Annotated in this window: 14 protein-coding genes; 5 read left to right on the forward strand and 9 right to left on the reverse strand. The window is 68.4% G+C overall.

Annotated elements, in window-relative coordinates:
• Nucleotides 1–26 precede the first annotated feature (26 nt).
• The 6 genes from O7542_RS20560 to O7542_RS20585 all read right to left on the reverse strand — a co-directional run bounded on the left by O7542_RS20560 (nt 27) and on the right by O7542_RS20585 (nt 12,913).
• A complete protein-coding gene (locus O7542_RS20560; RefSeq protein WP_051611218.1) occupies nt 27–1,205 on the reverse strand; it encodes a DNA cytosine methyltransferase in 1,179 nt (392 codons plus the stop codon).
• A 125-nt stretch (nt 1,206–1,330) separates the two neighbouring features.
• Nucleotides 1,331–2,326 (reverse strand): DUF4928 family protein, encoded by a 996-nt coding sequence (locus O7542_RS20565; protein ID WP_043326294.1) that lies wholly within the window; start codon nt 2,324–2,326, stop codon nt 1,331–1,333.
• A 119-nt stretch (nt 2,327–2,445) separates the two neighbouring features.
• Nucleotides 2,446–7,884, reverse strand: a complete 5,439-nt coding sequence (locus O7542_RS20570) for a DEAD/DEAH box helicase (RefSeq protein WP_281605086.1) — start codon at nt 7,882–7,884, stop codon at nt 2,446–2,448.
• 8 nt (nt 7,885–7,892) lie between these two features.
• Nucleotides 7,893–10,976 (reverse strand): hypothetical protein, encoded by a 3,084-nt coding sequence (locus O7542_RS20575; RefSeq protein ID WP_281605087.1) that lies wholly within the window; start codon nt 10,974–10,976, stop codon nt 7,893–7,895.
• A 765-nt stretch (nt 10,977–11,741) separates the two neighbouring features.
• Nucleotides 11,742–12,413, reverse strand: coding sequence for a hypothetical protein (locus tag O7542_RS20580; protein ID WP_281605088.1), 672 nt, complete (start codon nt 12,411–12,413; stop codon nt 11,742–11,744).
• A complete protein-coding gene (locus tag O7542_RS20585) occupies nt 12,410–12,913 on the reverse strand; it encodes a DUF1772 domain-containing protein (protein WP_281605089.1) in 504 nt (167 codons plus the stop codon). Before O7542_RS20585 ends, O7542_RS20580 begins: the two co-directional genes overlap by 4 nt.
• A gap of 226 nt (nt 12,914–13,139) precedes the next feature.
• On the opposite strand from O7542_RS20585, the gene O7542_RS20590 reads away from it, so the two are divergent.
• Complete coding sequence (locus tag O7542_RS20590; protein ID WP_281605090.1) at nt 13,140–14,312, forward strand: sensor histidine kinase; 1,173 nt, start codon at nt 13,140–13,142, stop codon at nt 14,310–14,312.
• On the forward strand, nt 14,309–14,971 hold the full coding sequence (locus O7542_RS20595) for a response regulator transcription factor (protein ID WP_113971935.1): 663 nt from the start codon (nt 14,309–14,311) through the stop codon (nt 14,969–14,971). Before O7542_RS20590 ends, O7542_RS20595 begins: the two co-directional genes overlap by 4 nt.
• Nucleotides 14,972–14,993: 22 nt before the next feature.
• Here O7542_RS20595 and O7542_RS20600 read toward each other — a convergent pair whose 3' ends face one another.
• Nucleotides 14,994–17,165, reverse strand: coding sequence for an MMPL family transporter (locus O7542_RS20600; protein WP_281605091.1), 2,172 nt, complete (start codon nt 17,163–17,165; stop codon nt 14,994–14,996).
• Nucleotides 17,166–17,755: 590 nt separating this feature from the next.
• Between O7542_RS20600 and O7542_RS20605 the strand changes: the two genes are divergently transcribed.
• Both O7542_RS20605 and O7542_RS20610 read left to right on the forward strand, forming a co-directional pair.
• The gene (locus O7542_RS20605) at nt 17,756–18,121 is read left to right on the forward strand and encodes a VOC family protein (RefSeq protein WP_281605092.1); all 366 of its coding nucleotides are present in this window, start codon (nt 17,756–17,758) and stop codon (nt 18,119–18,121) included.
• Nucleotides 18,122–18,153: 32 nt separating this feature from the next.
• Nucleotides 18,154–18,888: a DUF2071 domain-containing protein gene (locus tag O7542_RS20610; RefSeq protein WP_209960180.1), complete on the forward strand. Its 735-nt coding sequence runs from the start codon at nt 18,154–18,156 to the stop codon at nt 18,886–18,888.
• A gap of 90 nt (nt 18,889–18,978) precedes the next feature.
• Here the strand turns inward: O7542_RS20610 and yidD are convergent, their stop codons facing one another.
• The gene (gene yidD, locus O7542_RS20615; protein WP_231915509.1) at nt 18,979–19,350 is read right to left on the reverse strand and encodes a membrane protein insertion efficiency factor YidD; all 372 of its coding nucleotides are present in this window, start codon (nt 19,348–19,350) and stop codon (nt 18,979–18,981) included.
• A gap of 121 nt (nt 19,351–19,471) precedes the next feature.
• On the opposite strand from yidD, the gene O7542_RS20620 reads away from it, so the two are divergent.
• A complete protein-coding gene (locus tag O7542_RS20620; RefSeq protein WP_281605093.1) occupies nt 19,472–20,332 on the forward strand; it encodes an AraC family transcriptional regulator in 861 nt (286 codons plus the stop codon).
• Here O7542_RS20620 and O7542_RS20625 read toward each other — a convergent pair.
• On the reverse strand, nt 20,329–21,501 hold the full coding sequence (locus O7542_RS20625) for a phosphotransferase (protein ID WP_281605094.1): 1,173 nt from the start codon (nt 21,499–21,501) through the stop codon (nt 20,329–20,331). The genes O7542_RS20620 and O7542_RS20625 overlap by 4 nt on opposite strands.
• Nucleotides 21,502–21,535 lie beyond the last annotated feature (34 nt).

Genomic DNA, 21,535 nt, shown 5'->3' on the forward strand with positions numbered 1-21,535 from the left:
GCGGGTCCTAGCCCTCCCCGGGGATGTCAGGCACCCACCACCGCCAGATGCGGCGGGTCGGCAGCTCGCAGCTCCCCGCGCACGAGCGGCATGAGGTACTCACGGGCAAGCCACGACACTACCGGCACGCATACAGCGTCACCGAAGCCAAACAGGGCCTGGTTGGTGCGGAGCCCTTCGAGGTGGTAGTCACCGGCACCCATGAGGCGGGCGTATTCCCCGGGAGTCATCCACCGCACCCGCACCTTGCCGTGACCAGCCTCCACGACGGCCTGCTTCGAGGAGCCACCTCGCGCGGTGCGCAGGCATCCCGAGATGTCATCTGGACGGATTTCCCAGGTCGGCTTGCCGCCTCGTGTCCGGCGATACGCGGTCCGACGCGAGATCCTGCGCAGTTTTCGCAAGGCTTCCAACCGCTCTGCCTGGATGGGCGACAAGGACTCGATGAAGGCAGCTCTGCGCAGCCCGTCCCACCACAGATCGCTGTCGAGCGGCAGCTTGTCAGCCAGCTGAGTCAATCCGGTGGTCAGGGGAGGCGGGGGCGCAGGCAACATCGCCCGGTGAGTTCTCAGGCTGGAATCACCGAAAGGCGCCTGGAGCCAGTCCGGCCGCAACTCGCTGTTGGGCACGGGCTCGTCTGCTGGTGGATCGATCGCACCGACGAGGAATAGCCGAGGCCGTGACTGCGGCACAAACCGGCGCGCGTCGAGCGTAAGGACATCCACGGAGTAGCCAAGATCATTGAGCGCACGGATGGCCGCAGCTAGGTCCTCGCCCCCATGGCTGGTGGCCAGTCCCACCACGTTCTCGAGCGCCACGACGGGGGGGCGCCGCTCGCCCATCTCTTCCAGCACGCGAACCAAGTGCCAGAACGTCCCCGACTCGCTGCCCGCCAGGCCCCGTCGAGCGCCCGCCAAAGACAGGTCAGTGCATGGGAACGATGCCCAAGCGAGACTCAGCCCCTCGGGCATCTCGCCTCCTGTCACCTTGGCCACGTCACCGAGTTGGAAAGTGTGCTCGTGCTCCAGGTCTTGGAAGTGCCGAACGTACATGTCCCGCTTGTCCGGTTCGATGTCGTTCGACCAGATGACTCTGATGCCAGCTTCTTCCAGGCCGATGCGGACGAGCCCTATCCCGGCGAAGAACTCGGCAGCGGCGGGCTTGGTAACGCCGGCATCGGAGGGGATCAACGCTAGCTGGGTCACGTGCCAACCTTACTGACCTAATCTTGATCAACCACGTAGCGGGGCCGCGCCAACTCGGGACCAGGGCTCGTTCGGGGTCGCGCCGGCCGACCGGGCAGCCACGCGGCCAGTCGCGGGTCGACGGGCTACAGGTTCTCGGGTAGCTCAATCAAGAGTGAGGGGTCGGTCTCTGCTTCGGCTGTGCGTTTGTTGTATGTCTCCAGCAACCTTCGCAGCCCTGACCGGATGCTCTGATCGCGGAACTCCGCCATCTCCTCCACGTTGGTGCCTACGAAGTCCTCCACAGCCTGGATCGCGACGTAATCCCCTACCTGCCCAAGCTCCGACAGCTGCAGAGCGGCGGCGAGCTTCGCCTCTGGGACCAGCACCCGGCACCGGTAACCCGCAGCGCGGTTGGCTTTGCACCGCCCCTCGAACAGCGATTGCCCGGGGCTCATCGTCACGTGAATCACCGTGTCGCCCACAAGGAAGTCGCCCGGCCGAGCAGTCTGAGCATCGGCAGTCGTGTAGCTTTCGTTACCGATAGTCAGGGCAGGGAAGCGGAGGGCGAGCTTTGCGCCCACAAGGTGCTGCGCCACAGCGCCCGCCGTATTACCCCCTCGCTCGTGGGCTGCCCTCAGCACAGCGGCGACGACCAGCTTGATCGGGGTCGCCGGAACAAACTCCGTTTTGAGCCGCTGCTTTCCGAAGTACTCGACCTTGATCTGGTCGACGAACCATGCCTGCAAGGTCGTCGCAACCTGGCCCAGCTCCTTCTCGGAAAGGGCACGGAGATCGTCCGACCGGGGATGTCCGTCGATAACGCTTACGAGTTCGACAGCGATTTCCTTAGTCATTCGAGAGGTCCTGCCGCCCTCCTTCAAGAAAGGCCGCTCCTCCCCGTGCTTCCTCAGGATGCGCTGAGCCTGCGGACCACCTGCGCCTTTCACCTGGGATTCCGAAAGGTAGTCAGATCGGCTCAGCGGATAATGCCGCCCGAGATGTTCGGTCACGTAAAGCCCAGCGCAGAAGACATTCGCGTCGATAGCACCCTTCCTGTTGCGCTTGGTCTCCCGCCAGTCCTCCAACGAATTGATCAGGTCCTCAACGATTGGCTCTGCTCTCAGCCAAACCAAATCCACTACGCACCTCAATCACATAGACAGCTCGGGCAGCTTACGCTAGCGCTGAAACTTGTTCGACCCCGTAACGGCCGAAGAGGTCCCGACGCGGCGGTGTCATTGTGGAGGGAGAGTGCCCGTCATGCCGAAGACAGCAAACGCCCAGCTACCGCAACGGGCGTCCGATCGAGCTCGAAGAGATCCGCCGTCTTCACACTCAGGAACGTCTCCTGTACCTGGCGCATTGCGTCGGTCTGCTCCGGACGGAAGAGCGACGGATCGGTACGCCACAACGGATGAATGAGGACCACCGCCTTCTGCCGGGCGAGGCTCGACAGCACCCAGAGGCCGTTAACCCGGTGTCGCTCGATGCCGTACTGCCCGAAGGAGTTGATGAAACCCCGGGTTAGGACGTCACCGCGATCAAGCCAGCGGCCCCAGTCGACCTCTCGGGCCAGTCCAAGTTCGGCCATGTCGAGTGCAAGCCGCCAGTCCAGTGCGCCATGGATCCGTTGGTTGTCAAAAGACCTAAGGCAGTCGGGACACGACACGGTGCATTCCGCGGCGTGCCGGCTTGCCTGCCACCGCTGTCGCAGATCGTCGAGCACGCGGTTGAGCACCTGTGCGAACAACTCGGGTTGGCCGAGGAGCGATGCATAGCCAGCCCCGTTCTCTAGGCTATCCGCGACGAAGATGCGATGGGTCTGTTCGTCGCCTACCCGGGCCGGGCTCAGACCCACGGTTAACTCGCTGGAGTCCACGTCTAGCTCTGCCTGGAAGCCCTTGCGGAGCACTTCGGCCAGCGACCATAGCGCCGGAAGCCCGGCAGGCTGGACCTCGCGTGCGGTCGGGATGATGCCACCAGGCAGAGCCAGCCGGTTGAGAGTCACGACGAGAGCGTCGGTCTTACGCACATCGCCGATAGCGGCGTCGCTGCGGCGTCCCCGGGTTTTAGGGATAGAGACTTCGTTGCTGTAGAGAGATTCATCGGTCACCACGACGCTGCGGTCGACCGCGTCCTCCATGGGAAAGAGCCGACCGAGGTTGTCATTGATTCGGAGAATGTCGGCCATCTCATAGACCTCGACCAGGAGGCCCCCAACCGATGACGAACGGCTCGGCGCCGAGGCGATCGCCAGCTCGGGCGCACCCACAACGGCGACGGTCTCGCCGTCGACGTCGTAGTCGCGGGGCCGATAGTCGGTGCGGAAGCCGAGCGGCTGGTACATGTCAAAGGTGTTCACCCTTCCGCCACAGACTGCGCAGGCAGGGGCCGGCGCGGCCAGTGATGTGCTGCCGCAGTCCTCGCATCTGCTAACGCTGATTGGCGGGCCGAGCGGGTCGACGGGCAAGACGGAGTTCCCTCTGACGTCAAAGGCGGCAAATCCCACCGCGGTGTGAATTTCGTCGTCCCGGACGACCTCTGCGCCGGGAACGAAGCTGGCGATTGCCATGTCCAGCGATCGGTCGGAGACCGCCGCCGCCTCGAGCTGCCGCTTGTCCCGGGGGTGGCTCTTGTAGAGATAGCGCACCCGCGTCGGGAAGCCGAACATCGGCAACACTCCCGCATTGGCCAGGATCTGGCTGAGCTCCTTCTGTTGGTAGAAGGGGTTGGAGACAGCTGCATCGATGTCGCCGATTAGATCGCTGGCGGCCCACCGCTCCAGTTCCTTGATCTCGGCGGAGGCAATGCCCGATCGGACCGTCAGCGCGGCGATGATCGCGGGGACGTCCGCCGCTGCAGCCAGCCATGCCTGGACCTGCGGGCGGTATGCCGGCCAGTCATCGCGGGTGCCGAAGATCCCATGGATGCTGTCCGGCGTGCGTTCCGGGACTGGTTCGCAGGCGGCGAAGGCGCGGCGCAGCAGCTCAGCCGCGACCACGCGCCGCGCGATCCGCGTCCGCCGCAGGTCGAGGAATGGCTGCGGGGGTGTGTCCCCGGTCATTCGCTCAGTGGCGTTGAAGTAGTAGTCATCATGGGTGCGGGAGCGGGCGACGGTCAGGGCGTATGAGTAAGGCTGTCCCTGCCGGCCGGCCCGGCCCACGCGTTGCTGATAGTTGAACCGTTGCGGCGGAACGTTCGCCATGATGGTCGAACGTAGGGAGCCGATGTCAACGCCCACCTCCATGGTGGTTGTCACGCTAAGGACGTCCAGCGGCGTGGTCAGGTGGTTCTCGGTCGGCGGCTTGAGCAGTGCCTCCTTGAACCAGCGCTGGCGCTTTCGCTGCAACGTCAGCGGCTTTGTCTGGCCGGTCAGCTCCGCGACCGCCATACGTCGCGGAGACAGGTCGGCGAGCCAGGCATAGTAATCCTGCTCGATTTGATCTCCGTGGCGCTGCTCGAGTCCGACATGGTGGCAGCCGCGTGCCGCGCAGACGCCTGCAGACGCATGCAGGTGCCGATAGTTACATCTCGGGCAGACCCAGACTGCGTCACCACCCTTCACCAGCACGAAGGGCGCGTCGGCACTGCTGACCCGAAGTCCCCAGTCCGGGGCGATTCGGTCACGGATCTCGCGCGTCACCCAAACCTCGAGTCCGCTTCTGTCGACGCCTAGTTTGTCCGCGACGGCGTGGACGTAGGCCCGGACAGGTCGCGGCATGTCGGTCTGCGGGCTGAACCAGCGACCGCCTGCGTACCGCCCTTGGATGCCCATGATCCGAATGACCGAGCGCAGAATCTGCAGGCTGAGTTCGGCGTCAAGGCCGCTGCCAGAGAGCTGCGGAGCCCGCGGCTCGACCATCACCAGCCCGGTGGACTCTAGGTCGCGGTGAGCCCGGTCGAACACCGCCTCCGCCATGGCAGTTGCCAGCATTTGCCGGTAGAGCTGGATGCCCGCCATGCGTGTATGCGGGGCAAGCGGGCTCCACAGCTCCGGCTCAGGAGGATCGAAGATTCGATACCACGGCTCGCCCTGCCACTCCCGCACAGATCGCGCGGGTCCAGCCGGGTGGACCCCGCGAGCGAGCATCCTCGTTTCCAGCCGAATGGCTGCTTGCGTCCAGGGGATCCGCGCCGTGGGATCGCTCGCCTGACGGTATTCGGCGATGAGTGCGTGATCACTCGGCGACGCCGCGCCAGCAGCCGCCCGAATGGCCGCGCCGTAGACATCCGGATGCTGCTGCTGGAACGTCATCAGGGGAGGGAGCTCATCCGGGGCGAGCGGCTCCTTTACCGACTTGAACACCAGATCGACTGGATCTGGCTGGCGCTCCTCTAGCTCGTGCCGGATGAGCTGACGCACCAGGTCCCGATGATGGTTCCGGGCCACCGCAGAGGCGGTGCGGGCGGCATCATCGCGGCTATCGGTGAAGAGAATCGTGCGAGACTCAGCCGCAGTGGAGCCCATGCTCCGAAATAACTGCGAGAGGTACAACTGGATCGCCTGCGACTGACCGGATCGGTGGCCACGGATTGGCGACCGCACAATCCCGCGCCAAAATCGCCGCAGGTCCCCGTTATAGTTCTTGGCATCGCACCGCGGGCAACGTTCTGGAAGCGCTGGTGGTTTCGCCGTTGCGCTCGAGCCGAGACCGGAGACGGCCAGGGTGAATCCGGTCGCGCTTGTCATCGTCTCGATGATGCGGCCGGATGTGGGATCCAGCTCCACGGGCCGGAAGCTGAAGGTCGCGCTACGGCCCTGCGGCGTCTTGTGCTGCCAGGCGCCCGTGGCGGATTGTCCCGGCCAATACCATATGTACTGGTTGAGGGGTCGCATGTTGACCGGACGGGTCTGCGGTGACGGAATCTCGATGGGATTAGCGCCGATGACCAGCTCCGGTGGGTTGCTGGCCGTATGCCGTTCGATGATGTAGCCGCCTAGGCTAACCTCGCCACAGTCGAAGCAATACAGTACCTCCAGAACCCGACCGCCACATGGGCAGGTGGTAGCCGGGCGGCTGAATAGTTTGCCGATCGCGCGCCCAGCGTAGACGTGCTCGGACGAAACCTGGCTGCAGTTCGGGTTCGCGCAGGCCCAGAGTCCGCTCGCGGTGCGGACAAACATATGGGCGCGCAGCGGGATGCTGGCCGGGCCGCTTCCCGCTTCGGCGACCGCCGACAGTACGACGTCCATCGCGGCGCCGGCGTCCACAGTCTTATCGAACAGTCGCCCCTCGATGACAGAGAGACGTGTGGCTCGCAGCGGCTGGTTCGGCTTCTCTCGACAGGCAGCGGCTATCGCCTCCGAAAGGCGGTGCTTGTCCGCAATAGCGGCCAGGGCCGCAGAACGGACCGTCGGTTCTTCAGGAAGGGTTCGCGCGATTTCCTCGAATTCTATGCGTGACAGCGGCTCGCGGTTTGGCACTGGTCGCGGCACCCCGGCCGTGACCTGGAAACTCGAGCGAGGCACGCCGAAGAACTGCTCCAGATACTCGCCGCCCTTCTCGTCGTCGCTCAGCGACGCGCTAGTGGCGAGGCACCGCAGTTGCGGCGAGTCTGCGTCGAGACCGATGCGGGAAAGCAGATTGCGAACGACCATCGCAACCTCGCTGCCCTGTGTCCCCCGATACAGGTGCATCTCGTCGATCACAATGGTGAAAAAGTTGTTCTGCCGGTCGGCAGCGAGCCAGTCTGCCGTCTTCTGAAAGAGCTCCTGCTCGATGTCCCTCATCAGCATTGCGTTGAGCATGGAGTAGTTGGTCACCATGAGGTCGGGTGGCGAGGCGACCATGTCCCACCTCGTGACCATCTCACCAAGAGCGGGGTCGGAGAACTGAGACAACATGTGCTCGACCGCACGTCGATCCGTGTCATCCTGATAGGCACGCACGAGTGCCTGATAGTCCTGCTCGGCGCTCCTAATCTCGGCCGCCGCTTCACGGACTTTCGACCCGTCTCCGGAACCCGGCCGGTTGCCGGACCCGAGGGTGGCACCCGTGTACCGACCGAACCACAGCTGTGGGACTTGCCCTGTCGCGGCGATTCGCCGCAGAGCCCGGCGAAGTCGGCCGATCTGGTCCTCGACGAGTGCATTCGTCGGATAAAGGACAACTGTCCGTAGGGCGGCAGGGCGGTTCTCGAGGTCGCGTAGCGGCCGCCACTGCAGCGCGTTGTCCGGTGCCTGCCACCAGCGGTCGGGTGCAGGCTGACTGCGCCAGGTAAGTGCCTCGCGAACGAGCCGGGCGAGTACCGGGAGCAGGAAGGACTCAGTCTTACCGGAACCTGTGCCGGACGTGACGACAACATTCCGCTGTCCTTCGCCAGGGCGAAGCGAGTGGATGAGCGCCTCGGCCTGGTGGGACCGCAGAAATATCTCTTCGCCAGGGGCAACGAAATCGCCGAACAAAGCCTCGCCGACAATGCGAGCCGCAGCAGGATCGAGACCTGCTGCCTCTGCCGCCTGCTTCAGCGGGTAGTCCGCATCGTATGGGACGACCGGCTCGAGCAGGATGTCGGTGAAGATGAGGCCGGGTTCTTGCAGTAGTTGTCGTCGCTCCCGCCGGAGCGGTTCGTCCCGCAACCAGAATGCCGTATCGAAGTACCTAAGGTAGGCGTCCCGGAGCTCACCGTAAACCTGGGTAGGCACGGGGAACGTCGACGATCGGTTGTTACTGGCGGACAAGGTGCGATCAGTCATGTTGTTCCTCAGCGGGCGAGACGGGTAGCTAGCATGTCTGCGACGTCGGCTGGCACGTTGTAGTAGCGAAGGAGCCGACGCTCTTTGATCGGAGCAGGTGGACGCCCTGCACATAGGACCGCCGCCCGCCCATAAAGCCCTGGCAAGTCGGCACCGAGCGGCACATCAAGCGCCTGGGCCGCTGGGTCGTATGCCAGCAACGGCCGGCCCGCCCTGAGCGCCTCAAGGTGTTTGACGAGTTGCGCTGTGCCGACGCGGGCCGTTCCGTTCGCGAGCTCAACGTCCCGTCGCACGATGTAGGTGCTGCCGAATGACTCGAGGCGGAAGGCACCCAAGGTTTCGGCATGACGCTGGGGGACCCAGGCGGCCGAGCCAAGATGAAAGTGTTGGATCCGACGAGCACCTGGCATGGTGATTGTCGGAAGCGACGCCTCCACGGCGGTGAGATCCGGAGCAGCGCGGAGGATGGCCCGGGCGGCATCTGCGGCGACCGTCACCTCCCCTATCGCGCTGGCCAGTTCCTGGGCGGTCTTCGGTGCCAATCCGCTGAGGGTCCGTCGGCTCGGTCCCGGGCTGGTGGTTTCGATCCCGACCTTGGCCCCAGCCTCGGCCGCCAGCTCCTCAAGGGTTTCGACATAGCTTGGCGGCCAGTAGCCGGTTAGCAAGTAGGCACCGTCGGCGAGCTGGGCCAAGGCCGGTGGGGCGATCTCCCACTCGACCGCCTCTAGAGTCCGCTCATCCCGTCGGACTGCGATGTGAGCAAGCGCTTCAAGAGTCCGAATAAAGGTGTCGACGAAGAGCAAGGAGCCTTCAATTTGCAGCGCGATGCCCTCAAGCGCAGAAATTGGGCCGCCGCCAGCGTGCATGAGCCCATCGAGGCCAACGTCCCAGGTCAAAGGCTCCGCCCGCACCGGCTCCACGTCGTGGACGTCGACGCGATACATTGCCTCGACCTTGTCTCGAGCCCGCTTGCTTTTCTGAGCCGCCCAATGATTGTTCGGAAATCGCTTCACAAGGCCGCAGTTACGGCATACCCCGGATACAAACGAAGTGCTCGCGTAGGGCAGCTCGTAATAGTGAGCGCCGGTGACAAGACATGATCTCGCGTCAGGGGTGGTCAGGACCGCGCTGGCGACCTCGCCATACTGGGTTGGCCGCTGCTGCGTCCACCAGACGGAGCGGGGTGCCTGCACGGCTGGAGATAGCGGTGACGCCTCGGTTGCGACAGCCCCATCGATGACTGGCGACGACTCTTCTTCATACGGTTCTGCGCTCAACGCAGCCCACCCCTGGTGGACCGCCGGCTGATGCGCCAGGCGCCGGCAGCGGGTCCACATTGCGAGGTCAACCGAGTCGGCCGACCGCAGCAGGAAGGGCAGGCGCTGTGTGGGATCGTTGGCACCGTCAACAAACAGCAAAGCCTCGTAGTCACCCACGGGGAGATGCTCATCGGCCGTATGCAGAATTAGCGCAGCCCCCTCACCCTCACGTTCGCAGGCCACCCGCTCGAGGGCGTTTGGGTCGACGTCGCCCACAATGCTCTCGGCGTCTCGACGCGCTACCTGAAGGCGGATGTGCTCTGCACCGGTCGACACTGCTCGGATCTCCGGCGGCGCATATGCCGAGAACTTACGCAGCCGGCCCGGAAGCTTGAGCCCTTCGGAGAAGGCCACCTGCGAGGAGACCGACGGCAGGAGCACATTGACGTCGGCGCGCGCTCGGGACCTAGCCTCGGACGGCAGCAATCCCAGGATCTGCACATCCCGGAAGAGGACCCAACCGGCTGGCACACCTTCAGATCCGCCCTGCACTCTCTGGAATCCCGGGCGGGCCACGTGCTTGAGCACATCCGCGACCTCCCCTGCCAGCGAGTTGGACGCAAAGACCAAGCCGTCCTCGGCCAGCTGCAGTCGCTCCACTTCGAGGAACAGGCCGAGGGTCTCGTCCTTGCGCAGCGGCACCACTCGTCGGGGCCGTCGTTGGACGGTCTTGCCATCTTCACTGGACAGGACCAGGACACCATCGAGGATCGAGGACTTCTCAAGGCCCGCAGGCCGTGGAAGGCGGTGCCAACCATTTACCCACGGCATGAGTTCGAGGACCGGCTTATCGTCACCAATCGCGCTGTCGATCTGCATGCAGTGGGGCTCAGCAGGCCCCGGGATGCGAGCCACGACACTGAGCTCCAGGCTGCTGCCGAACATGCTCGATCGAGTCAAGGCAACCAGCCTAACCTCTCCACGCGGCCGAAGCGCCTCTGCAGAGAGCGGAATTACCTCGGTGCTGCTGCCGTCCCAGTTCTGCAACTCGAGCGAGACGACACTGGCAATACGTTCCCGCGTGGCCGCATGCCGGATCCAGAGCGAAGCGAGATTCTTACTGATCGGAGGCGGGTCTCGCCGGATCCACTCGTCAAGGAGTGGCTGCATCTCCTGGGGTGCCACCTCCTGCCCGGGATGGAGCCCGTAGTCGGCGAAAAATCGCGGCAGCTTACTGCGGTCATGTTCGCGAACCAGAGCCTGCGAGATGGAGAGACCAATGTATCGGTGGGAGATGGCCACGGCCGACGGGAGGCCGCGCATGCCGTCAAGGCCGGTGAGCCAGGTCGCCAGCACATTCCAGAAAGTCACGACGTGCTGGCGGTAGTGCGCCTTAAGGCGCTGCTTTTCGTGTTGGTCCCGAGCCCCGAGGAGCTGCGCTAGCCTGCCGAAGTAGTTATTGGGTCCCATATCGGCGTCACGGCCCATGCGCTCCGCAGCCATGCTGAACACCGCCAACAGGGCCAGGATAGGGGGTGGACTGAGGGTTGGACGCGAGGTATGGGCAGTGCGGCGCCACGCTCCAAGCCAGGTGGTGAGATGCGTGAGGATCTCACCGAAGGTGTGCCGACTCCCCGCGAGGCACAGAACCTCCCGTACAGCAGTGGCGAGCGCCTCCTCAACCTCATCAGATGGAGTCCCGGTCTTCTCACCGAGCAGCGGAATGGTGTCACTGTCGACATCGATATAAACCGGCTGGCCTCCTAGCTCTTCCGAGAAGAAGACCTCGGCTATCGCTTCATTCCAAGCGTCATACGCTTCCCAGCGAGACATCCTAGATCCCTCCCTGCAGAACGGGCCCAAGTTGCGGCATGGCTTGACGCCTTGCAGGGGTTGCGAGCTCAACGACAGCGCGCATGACCGAGGTCGACCCGCAGGCCGCGGAGGACAGAACGTCGGCCCCGCCGCGGCATTCGCCCGAGCCCACTTTCGCCAGGACCGCTAGGAGCGCACGCTCGGCCCTACCCCCCGGCGAGAAAGGCACCTTGGTAAGCACCGTCACCCCACTCCCCACTGACGGTGCTCGGACCATATCGCCCCGCGTCCTGTCAGCGGGACCCCAAGTCTTCAGCCGTTCAGCCGGTCCCCACCGCCCTGTCTGCACTGTCAATAGCCTTGCAAGTTGATATCGCTGCGGGGAAAGCAATCAGGTCTTGGTAGCGGTTTGCCCTGCTCAAGGGCAGTCTCCTCCCCTCGCCGTGAGGCAAAGCCGTAGCTATGACCGAGCGGGCACAGGTCTCCCCGGTCACCAAGGCGTGTGAGCAAGACCCTCGTTTTTGTCGGAGATTCGACAGCGAGGATCGTCCTGCACTCCTCATGAGACTCGTTCGGGGAGGCGTGCCGTGCCGGAAGGCGGCGCGATGAAGGTGTCCCGTGGACGACCGCCGGCTGCTATAGCTGCGCAGAGTGTGTCCCCGGTCTTGCGATCGGCCAATCTATGCCAGTGGATCAGGACAGCGGCGGGCACCCGGTCTCGAATGCCCACCGCCGCCCGCTCCACCCGGCCCACGCCCACCGACTCCGGCGGGACTTCCGGACTCACTCGCCCGTCGCCGGTAGTCGTGCCCTGGCCGCCACGCTGTGTGCCCGATCATCGCCGTCACCGCCGGTACGAAGAACATCGACATGGCGGACGCGGACAGCACGATGCCGATCGCCGCCGCGAAGCCCATCTGCTGCAGGAACGAGATTGGCGCGAGGATCAGCGGCAGTGAACTGAGCCGGTTGAGGATGCCGGGATCCAAGCGGACGCTCAGCAAGAGCGCGACCAGCAACATCGGAACGTTTGCGCAGCACCCGGCTCAGCAACACCGCCACCCCACCGGCGATCACCCCGACCACCGTCCCGGTGACCAGGCTCGACATCACCGCTGCACCCCGCAACAACGCCTCCCGCGCCCCCGGCGCCAGCCCGGCCGGCCCCGGCGCGTCCATCCCCAGCGACGAGTCCCAGAACACCTGGTGACCGGCCGCCAGGAACACCCCGTACAGCGCCCCGACCACGACGAGCGTCAGGAACGGGCGCGGCGGTCGCCGCCACAGCACGACGGCCACCCAGCACAGCGGCGGCCCGACCGCCAGCAGCGCGGCCACGATCGTGCCCTCCGGCACGACGCCCAGGTCGTGCAGAGCCACGCGCGGGGCGGCCAGCGCGGCGAGCGCGACCAGCGCCGGCCAGGAGAACCCGAGGGTACGGCGGGCCCCGCTCATCGCGTCGCCTCGGAAGAATCCGCAACCGAAACAGAAGCAGGCGCGGGAGCCGAAACCGGGGCCGGCGCGGTCGAGCGCACGAACTTCAACAGCGCGACGAACGCCAGGACGGCGGTGACCGCCCCTCCGGCGACGCGCACCCAGTGCCCGGCGACGAACTCGGCCGCGACCTGCCGCAGGTACTCCGGCGAGTGCGTCCCCACCGGGTCCACGAACATGATTTCGTTGCGTGGCCAGAAGAAGACGGCCGAGAACAGGAACTCGCAGACGACGAAGACGGCTGTGGCGCCGGCGATCCACCAGCGCAGCCGGCCGTCGCGCCAGGTGAGCAGGGTCGCGGCGACGCTGCTCAGGATCACCGACGCGCCGAGCGGCGGGAAGTAGTCGTGCGGGCCGCCGTGGACGAGGAACTCGCGGGCCCGGTCGAGGGAGGCGGGCGCGTCGTTGAAGATGTTCGGGTAGAGCATGACTGTCTCGGCGGCGACCCCGCCGAACGACATCATCGAAGCCCAAACCATCGCAATTAGGGCTATCCAGGTCAGTCGTGTGCGTACCACGAGGGTTCTCCTCACGTTTTGGGGACGCCATCGACGCTAGGTCGGGGGCCGGGCACCGTCGTCCGCGTGGCCGCGCGACCGGTTGTCGCTTCTCGGCGTACGCCTCGGGGTTGTCCCTGACGCCTGCGGACGACAGCGGCGAGGGGCCGCGCGGACCTAGGCTCGAAGCGTGCCCGACGCCCTGCCCACACGAGCCGACGCGCTGCTCGCTGCGGCCACGCTCGGCCTGGTCGTGGTGGCCGTGGCGGCCGAGCGGCCCGCTGCCGGCGGCGCGGCGCTCGCCGTGGTGTTCGGCGCGGGGCTGGGCGGGCTGGTGCTGTGCGCCAGGCGGTGGCCGGTGCCGGCGCTGCTGGCCACGGCGGTCGCCATCCTCCTGTACTACGCGCTGGACCTGCCGCCGGTCGGCGTGGCCGCTCCGGCAGCCGCAGTGCTCTACCGGGCGTCGGAACGCGGGCGGGTGGTCCCGGCCGCTGTGGTCGCCGGGAGCCTGCTGGCCGTGTCGGTGGTCGCGCGGCTGGCCGAGGGCGACGACGTCGGCGTCGTCGTCGGTACGCAACTGGGCTCGGAGGCGGCGTTGCTGCTCGCCGTCATCGCCCTCGGCGACGCGGTACGCAACCGCAGGTCGCTGCGGGCGGCGCTGATCCGGCAGGCGGTCGCGGCCGACGAGGAGCGCCACCGGGAGGCGGCCCGTCAGGTCGAGGCGGAACGGCTGCGCATCGCGCGGGAGGTGCACGACACGCTCGGCCACACGATGTCGGTGATCAGTTTGCAGTCCGCGGTCGCCCGGGAGGCGCTCGCCGACAGCGATCCGGCGCAGGCGGAGAGCGCGCTGGCCGCGATCCGGTCGGTGAGCGGCAGCGCGATGGCGGAGTTGCGGGCCACGCTCGGCACGCTGCGCCGCGAACCGGGGCCGCGGGAGCCGGTACCCGGCTTCGACCGGCTCCCGGCGCTCGTGGACGGCGTACGCCAGGGCGGGCTGGCAGTCGACCTGCGCGTCGAGGGGCCGGTGGACAGACTGCCGGCGGTGGTGGGCAGCACCGTCTACCGGGTCGTGCAGGAGGCGTTGACGAACGTGCTGCGCCATGCCGGGGCCACCCGGGTCACCGTCACGGTGCGCGTCACGGCCGGTCGGCTCGCGCTGGAGGTGGTGGACGACGGTCGCGGCGGCCCACCCGCCGGTCGGGCGGACGGGAGGGGTCAGGGCCTGCGCGGCATGGCCGAGCGGGTCGCCCTGCTGGGCGGCACCGTCGAAACCGGCACGGTCCGGAACGGCACCGCCGCATCCGGTGGCACCGGCTTCCGGGTGGCGGTCAGCCTGCCGCTGGCGGGAGTCGCCGCGTGAGCCCGATCCGCGTCGTCCTCGTCGACGACCAGCACCTCGTCCGTACCGGCCTGCGGGCGCTGCTCGACCGGGCGCCGGACATCGAGGTGGTGGGCGAGGCGGGCGACGGCCGCAGCGGCCTCGCCGTGGTACGCGAGCAGCGGCCCGACATCGTGCTGATGGACGTACGGATGCCCGGCGGGGACGGGCTGGAGGCGACCCGGCGGATCCTCACCGACCCGACGCTGGACGGCGTGCAGGTGCTCATGCTGACGACGTTCGACGACGACGAGTACCTGTTCGAGGCGATCCGCGCCGGGGCGGCCGGTTTCCTGCTCAAGGACACCGCGCCGGACGCCCTGCGGGACGCGGTCCGGACGGTGGCCGGTGGCGACGCGCTGCTGTCTCCCGCCGTCACGCGGCGGGTGCTCGCGGCGGCGGCCCGCTCACCGGTGGCCGACCCGGCGCGGCTGGCCGGACTGACCGCGCGGGAGCGGGACGTGCTCGCGCAGGTGGGCGCCGGACGGTCGAACACGGAGATCGGGCAGGCGCTGTTCCTGAGCCCGGATACCGCCCGCACCTACGTGAGCCGGCTACTGCAGAAGTTGAACGCCCGGGATCGGGCGCAGCTCGTCGTGATCGCGTACGAGAGCGGGCTGGTCCGCCCCGGCGAGGGCTGAGCCGCGCCGGGGCGGGTCACAGTCAGACCGGCGTCGCGTCGGCCGGCTCGGGCGCGGCGTGCCGGCCGCCGCCACCGCCACCGCCGTTGCGCCGTTCGTCGCCGTGCCCCGGCCACCATGCCGTGTGGCCGATCAGCCCGGTCAGCGCCGGTACGAAGAACATCGACATGACGAATGCGGACAGCACGATCCCGATCGCCACCGCGAAACCCATCTGCTGCAGGAACGAGATCGGCGCGAGCATCAGCACCCCGAACGTGCCGGCCAGGATCAGCCCGGCCGCGGCGACTGTCGGGCCGGCGTGTTCCACCCCGATCGCGGCGGCCTCGTGCGGTTCGTGCCCTTCGCGCGCCTCCTCGCGGAGCCGGGCGATCATCAGGATGTTGTAGTCGGTGCCGATCGCCACCACGAACAGGTAGAGGATGATCGGCAGCTGGAACGTGACGCCAGGGTTGCCCTGGAGCCCTTGGAACACGTACACGGTCGCGCCGAGCGTGGCGGCGAAGTTGAGCAGCACCGCGATCACCAGGTAGACCGGCGCGACGAGGCTGCGCAGCAGCAACCCGAGGATGAGCGCGATCAGGCCGGCGGCAACCGGCAGGATGACCGAGAGGTCCCTGTTGTTCGCCGAGTTGATGTCCGCGAAGATCGCGGTGGCGCCGCCGACCAGGGCCTTGGTGCCCGGCGGCGCGGCGGCGTGCAGCGCGTCCCGCAGGTCGTCGCGGACCAGCGTGATCGCCTCGTTGGACATCGGGTTCTCGTTCAGCAGCAGGCTGATCCGGGCGACGCTCGGGTCGGTGGCGCTGCGCTCCGGCGGCTGCGCCCGCCCGACGCCCGGCGCCTTGGCCGACGCGGCGGCGAAGTCGTTCACCTGCTGGTCGGTGAGCGGGGTGCCGTTGCCGGTGGTCAGGTAGACCTCGGTGGGCGCGAGCGCACCGGCGGCGAATCCGCGCTGGAGGTCCTGGGCGGCCCGCGCCGACTCGGTGTCCTGCGGGAATCCGGCGCTGAAGTCGTAGTCGGCCTTGTAGCCGAGCACCCCGGCGGCGAGCGCGACGAGCAGCACACCGGAGGCGGCTGCGACGACAGCCGGGCGACGGCCGACGGCGGCGCCGAGCCGCCGGGACAGAGTCGCCTTCGGTGGGCGCTGCCACGCCTTCGACGGCCAGAACACCCACCGGCCGAGCAGCGACACCAGTGCCGGGATCAGGGTCAGCGAGGTAACGAGCATGACGCCGACGGCGATGGCGAGCGCCGGGCCGAGCGAGCCGAAGAAGCCGAGCGAGGCGAGCAGCAGCACCAGGAACGCCACGATGACGGCACCGGCGGCGGAGGTGATGACCTCGCCGACCCGCTGCACCGAGACGACCATGGCGGTGCGCTTGTCGTCACCGGCGCGCAGCCGTTCCCGGTAGCGGAACAGCAGGAACAGGATGTAGTCGGTGCCGATGCCGAAGAGCACGATCAGCAGGATGGTCTGCAGGTCCTGGCTGACGTTGAGGTCGAACGCCTTGCCGGCGGCGGCGACCAGCCCGGTGGTGACGGACATGACGACGCTGATGACCACCACCGGCAGCAGCGCGGCGATCGGGCTGCGGAAAATGATCAGGATCAGCCCGATGATGAGGATAATGGTGGCGACGCCGACCACCGCGAACGCGTCGTTGAACGTGTCCTCGTTGTCGACGAAGCTGGCCACGTCGCCGGCCACCCCGGCGGTAAGGCCGCTGCCGGCCAGGTCCGGCCCGAGGGCGGCACGCAGATCGCGTACGGCGTCGAGCAGGCCCGGGTCGTCGGGGCTGTCGGCGTCGAGACCGACGGTGACCACCTGCACCGATTTGTCCGGCGCGACGGCCTGCGGCCCGGTCAGGTAGCCGGAGGTCTGCGGGATGTTCCGCGCCTTGAGCGCGGCGGCGAGCTGCCCCACGCGCGCCTCGTCGGCCGCGGTGAGCGGCTTGCCGTCGCCGCGTTTGACCACGACGGTGGCGGTGGCGGTGGCCGCCTGCGGGAACGACTTCCCGGCCAGCTCGGTGGCCTGCACCGACTCGTAGGAGCTCGGCAGGAAGCTCTCCTGGTCCGCGGAGGTGATGTCGCTCAGTGACGGGCTGGCGGCGATGATCGCTATCGCGGCGACGACCCAGCCGCCGATCACCCACCACGCCTTGCCCACGACGAATCTGCCCAGGCGCTCGAACATCGTTTCCCCCGTGTGTTCGGCTGTGTCGCACGCGATCCTACGCTGCGTGAGCAATCCCTTTCGGACGGCTCGCGGACTTCGTCGACGATCCGGTCTCCACCGCGCTGTGGTGGCCCGTGCTCGCGGCGCCGGTGCTCGCCCCCGTGCTGACGGTCCACCAACCCCGACGCCCCGCCGCTGATCGGGTACCCCGTCGTGTTCGGCGCGCTGCTGGCGCAGAGCACGGTACGGCTCGGCGCCGAGGACAGAACCCACTACGTGGTGGGTGGCGTGCGGAAATCCGGGGCGCGGTGGGCGAGTTCATTCACCGCCCGGCTGCGACGCGCGTCCCGCCCGACGGTCCTTACCGCCGCCCGGAAATACATGGAGGCAGAAGCGATATACCTCAAAGTCATAATCATGACTCTGAGGTATATCGCTCTGGATGGCACACGTCTTCAACGAGGCTGGACCACCGAGCCCGGGCGCTCGACGACGGCTGGCGTCACCGCGACGGCTGCCCGGCGGCGGGCGCGACGCAAACCGGGCGGCGGAAGTGTCGTAGAGGGCTCGTAGCCTGGCGCGGTCAACGACGATCGCAGGGAGGCGACGTGCTCGACCACTTCTCCGTAGCGGTACGCGACCTGACGGCCAGCGGCGCCTTCTACGACACGGTGCTCGCCCCGCTGGGCGCGCGGCGGCTCATGGAGCCCGGCCCGATCGGCTACGGCGTCGACAAGCCCGACTTCTGGGTGGAACCCGCGCCGTCCGACGCCACGCCGGTGCCGGTGCACATCGCGTTCACCGCCGCCGACCGTGCCACGGTGCGCGCGTTCCACGACGCGGCTGTCGCGGCCGGCGCGGAGGTGCTGCACGCGCCGAAGGAGTGGCCGGAATACCACGCCACCTACTACGGCGCGTTCGTCCGCGACCCGGACGGCAACAACGTCGAGGCGGTCTGCCACCGTCCGGAGTGAGTCCGGTTGCGTCGCAGAGGCAGGATGGACCGGTGGAGATCGAACCGGTCGAGCACGCTCCGGTACGCGCCATCCGCCGGTCCTGGCTGGCACAGCGCTGGCACGACCTGACGTTCCTGCACTGGGCGGTCCCGCCGGAGCGGGTGGCTCCACTGCTGCCCGCCGGCACCCGGCCGGACACCTTCGACGGGCTCACCTACGTCGGGCTGATCGGGTTCCAGATGGTCGGGCTGGGGCTCGGCGTCGGCCCGGGCGTGCCGTACTTCGGCACGTTCTGGGAGACGAACGTCCGCCTCTACTCGGTCGACGGCTCGGGGCGGCGCGCTGTCGTGTTCCGCTCGCTCGACGCGTCCCGGCTGGTGCCGGTGCTGGTGGCCCAGCTGAGCCTGCGCCTGCCGTACAAGTGGTCGGCGATGCGGCTGGACCGCTCCGGCGACACGCTCACCTACCGGTGCCGCCGCCGCTGGCCCGGTCCGTCCGGCGCGTCCAGCCGGATGACGGTGCGCGTCGGCGCGCCGATCGCCGAGCCGACGCCGCTGGAGCACTTCCTCACCGCGCGCTGGGGTCTGCACACCCGCGCATACGGCCGCACCCTTCACGTGCCGAACTGGCATCCACAGTGGCCGCTGCACCGTGCCGAACTGCTGGACCTGGACGACGAACTGGTCACCGCCGCCGGCCTGCCCGCGCCGGACGGCCCACCGGTGAGCGTGCTCTACTCCCCCGGCGTCCCTGTCGTCTTCGGCGGCCCCACGTCGGCCGGGTGACCGCCACCGCCTTGATCGACACCAGGTCGCCGGAGTGGCGGCATCCCGCGCACCGGGACACCGCCACCTCCCCGACGTGGCGAGGGCGCGTCAGCGCAACGGGTCGTGGGTGCCGTGCGGCACGTCGGGACGGCATCGGCGTACCCGGTCGGCGGCCATCCGACCGCCCACCGCCAGCCCGTACCGCTCGACCGCTGCGAGCCCGTACGCGCTGCACGTGGGCGTGTAGCGGCAGGTCGCCGGCCAGCGGTGCGACAGCCAGCGCCGGTAACCGAGGATGGCGGCCCGGCCGGCGCGGTCCACGGCGGGCCGCCGGACGACGCCGGCGGTCACCGAACCGAGGGTGAGCAGCATCGAGAAGAGGCCCAGGTCGCAGCAGCCCGGCCCGTCACAGGTGGGCACGTCGCAGTTGCACCAGTCCCGGCTCTTCTTCTTGTGGCGGTGCCGCTTTCGGAAGATCACCACGTCATGATGCGACACGCCCGCCAGTGTCGAATGAGGCGACCGGACCGGGTCCGGTGTGATCGGGTCTGTGGACGGCCGGGAACCTAGCGTCGAGGTCGTCACCAGGAAGGAACATCGGGTGCTGGATCGGCTCAACGCCGCGTTGGATTACCTCGAACAGCGGCTCGAGCAGCCGCTCGACGTGGCCGCGCTGGCCCGGATCGCGGGCGTCTCGGAGCACCACTTCGGCCGGCTGTTCTCGGCGCTGGCCGGGCTGCCGCTGTCGGAGTACGTCCGCCGTCGCCGGATGACGCTGGCCGGCGCGGACGTGCTCGCGGGGCGGGAGTCACTGCTCGACGTGGCGGTCCGCTGGGGTTACGGCTCGAACGAGGCGTTCGCCCGCGCGTTCCGGTCCGTGCACGGCGTCGGGCCGACGCAGGCCCGGCAGGCCGGGGCGGTGCTGCGGTCCCAGCCCCGGCTGTCCTTCCGGCTCGTCGTCGAAGGGAACACCAGCATGGACTACCGGATCGTGACCAAGGACGCCTTCCGGCTCGCCGGGCTGAAGGCGCGGGTGCCGCTCGTGCACGAGGGGATGAACCCGCACATCGTGGCGTTCGTCAGGGGCATCGACCCGGCCACCGTACGCCGCATCGAGGCGCTGTCCGACCAGGAGCCGCGCGGGATCGTCAACGTCAGCGCCGAGCTGGCCGGTTCCCGCGACGAGGGTGCCGAGCTGGACTACTGGTACGCGGCGGTGACCGGCGCGGAGGTGCCGGACGGCCTGGACAGCATGCCGGTCGAGGCCGGTGACTGGGCGGTGTTCTCCAGTTCCGGGGCGTTCCCGGTGGCGGTGCAGCACCTGTGGCGGGCCGTGTTCACGTCCTGGTTCCCGTCCAACCCGTACGAGGCCCGCCCGGGGCCGGAGATCTCGCGTGTGCGGGTCGCCGAGGACGGCGGCACCGCCGACGCGGAGCTGTGGATCCCGGTCCGCCGGGTCTAGGGAGTAGCTGCCGCTCGCGCCAGCGCGGCCGGCACGTCGTGTACGTGGTACGGATGCTCGCCCGGCTCGATGGCGGCGAGGAACATCGCGTACACGGCGGCCAGCCGCAGCGGCGCGACCGGCCGGAGCAGGTCGACGGCCCGGTGCGGGTCGCTGCCCGGCACGTCGGTGCGCCAGCGCCGCGTCCACACGCCGATCAGCCGGGCGGCGGCGTCCGCGTCGACGTCCTCGGTGAGGCGCAGGATGTCGAAGGCGGGGTGGCCGACGAACGAGTCCGCCCAGTCGATCACCACCCGCCGCCGCCCGTCGCCGCGCACGTTGCCGGGGTGCAGGTCGCCGTGCACGAGCGTGTCGGGCAGGCCGCAGTCCCGGACCTGCTGGAGCCGGTGGTCGAGCCCGTCGAGCAGGCCGGCGGCCGCCGACACGTCGTGCCCGGCGAGCCGCTCGCGGATCCAGTCCGCCAGCCCCGTCCCGCGCAGATCCGGCACCCCGGCGACGGCCAGCTCACCGACGACCCCACACGCCCGCCACTGCACCGCGTGATGCTCTACCGCGATGGAGGCACGCTCCCCTTCCCCGGCCCCGTACCGGTCCTGCCCCGGCACGTCCGCCAGCAGCATCCGCCCCTCCCCGTCGGCGGCGAGCACCGTCGGCCCGTTGACCAAGGAGCTCGGGTCACCGGGGAACGCCAGGACCGTGGGCTCGTGGCGGGCGAAAGGGGGGAGCTGCTTCAGCCACGTAGGGCCCGCGTCGGTGTCCAGGCGCCAGATGGCGGAGAGGTTCCAGGTGCGCTGCTGCGCCACCGCCGTCACCCGGCGGCCGAGCCGGCGCAGCTCACCCGCCGCCCAGGCGACGCTGCGCGCCGGGCCGCCGGCCCGCGCCCACGGCTGGCGCAGCGGGTGCGGCGCGAGGTCCACGGCAACCCGTTCCAGGGGTACGGCGGGAGCGTCGGCGGTCTGCGCCAGGTAGCGGACGTGGCCGCCGGGCGGCGCGGGGCGGTCGGCGTCGAGCAGCCGCAGCACGGCGACTTCCAGACCGTGACGACGACGAACCTCGGCCACGATCGAGGCGACCTCCTGCCACCACGGCTCCGGCACGTCGAACGGCGGCAGCGCGCCGAGCGGACGGCCGGCGGCGTCGAGCAGGATCAGCGTGACGGTGCGGGACACGGCCGGACGGTAGCCGGACGCCCCGACGGGAGGC

This window comes from Micromonospora sp. WMMC264, assembly GCF_027497275.1.
Lineage (GTDB): Bacteria > Actinomycetota > Actinomycetes > Mycobacteriales > Micromonosporaceae > Micromonospora > Micromonospora chalcea.

Bases quoted from the DNA above. Each gene is read 5' to 3' on its own strand.
- O7542_RS20580 (WP_281605088.1), bottom strand. From the start codon at position 12,413: ATGAGCGGGGCCCGCCGTACCCTCGGGTTCTCCTGGCCGGCGCTGGTC.
- O7542_RS20575 (WP_281605087.1), bottom strand. From the start codon at position 10,976: ATGTCTCGCTGGGAAGCGTATGACGCTTGGAATGAAGCGATAGCCGAG.
- O7542_RS20570 (WP_281605086.1), bottom strand. From the start codon at position 7,884: ATGACTGATCGCACCTTGTCCGCCAGTAACAACCGATCGTCGACGTTC.
- O7542_RS20585 (WP_281605089.1), bottom strand. From the start codon at position 12,913: ATGTCGTTCGGCGGGGTCGCCGCCGAGACAGTCATGCTCTACCCGAAC.
- O7542_RS20600 (WP_281605091.1), bottom strand. From the start codon at position 17,165: ATGTTCGAGCGCCTGGGCAGATTCGTCGTGGGCAAGGCGTGGTGGGTG.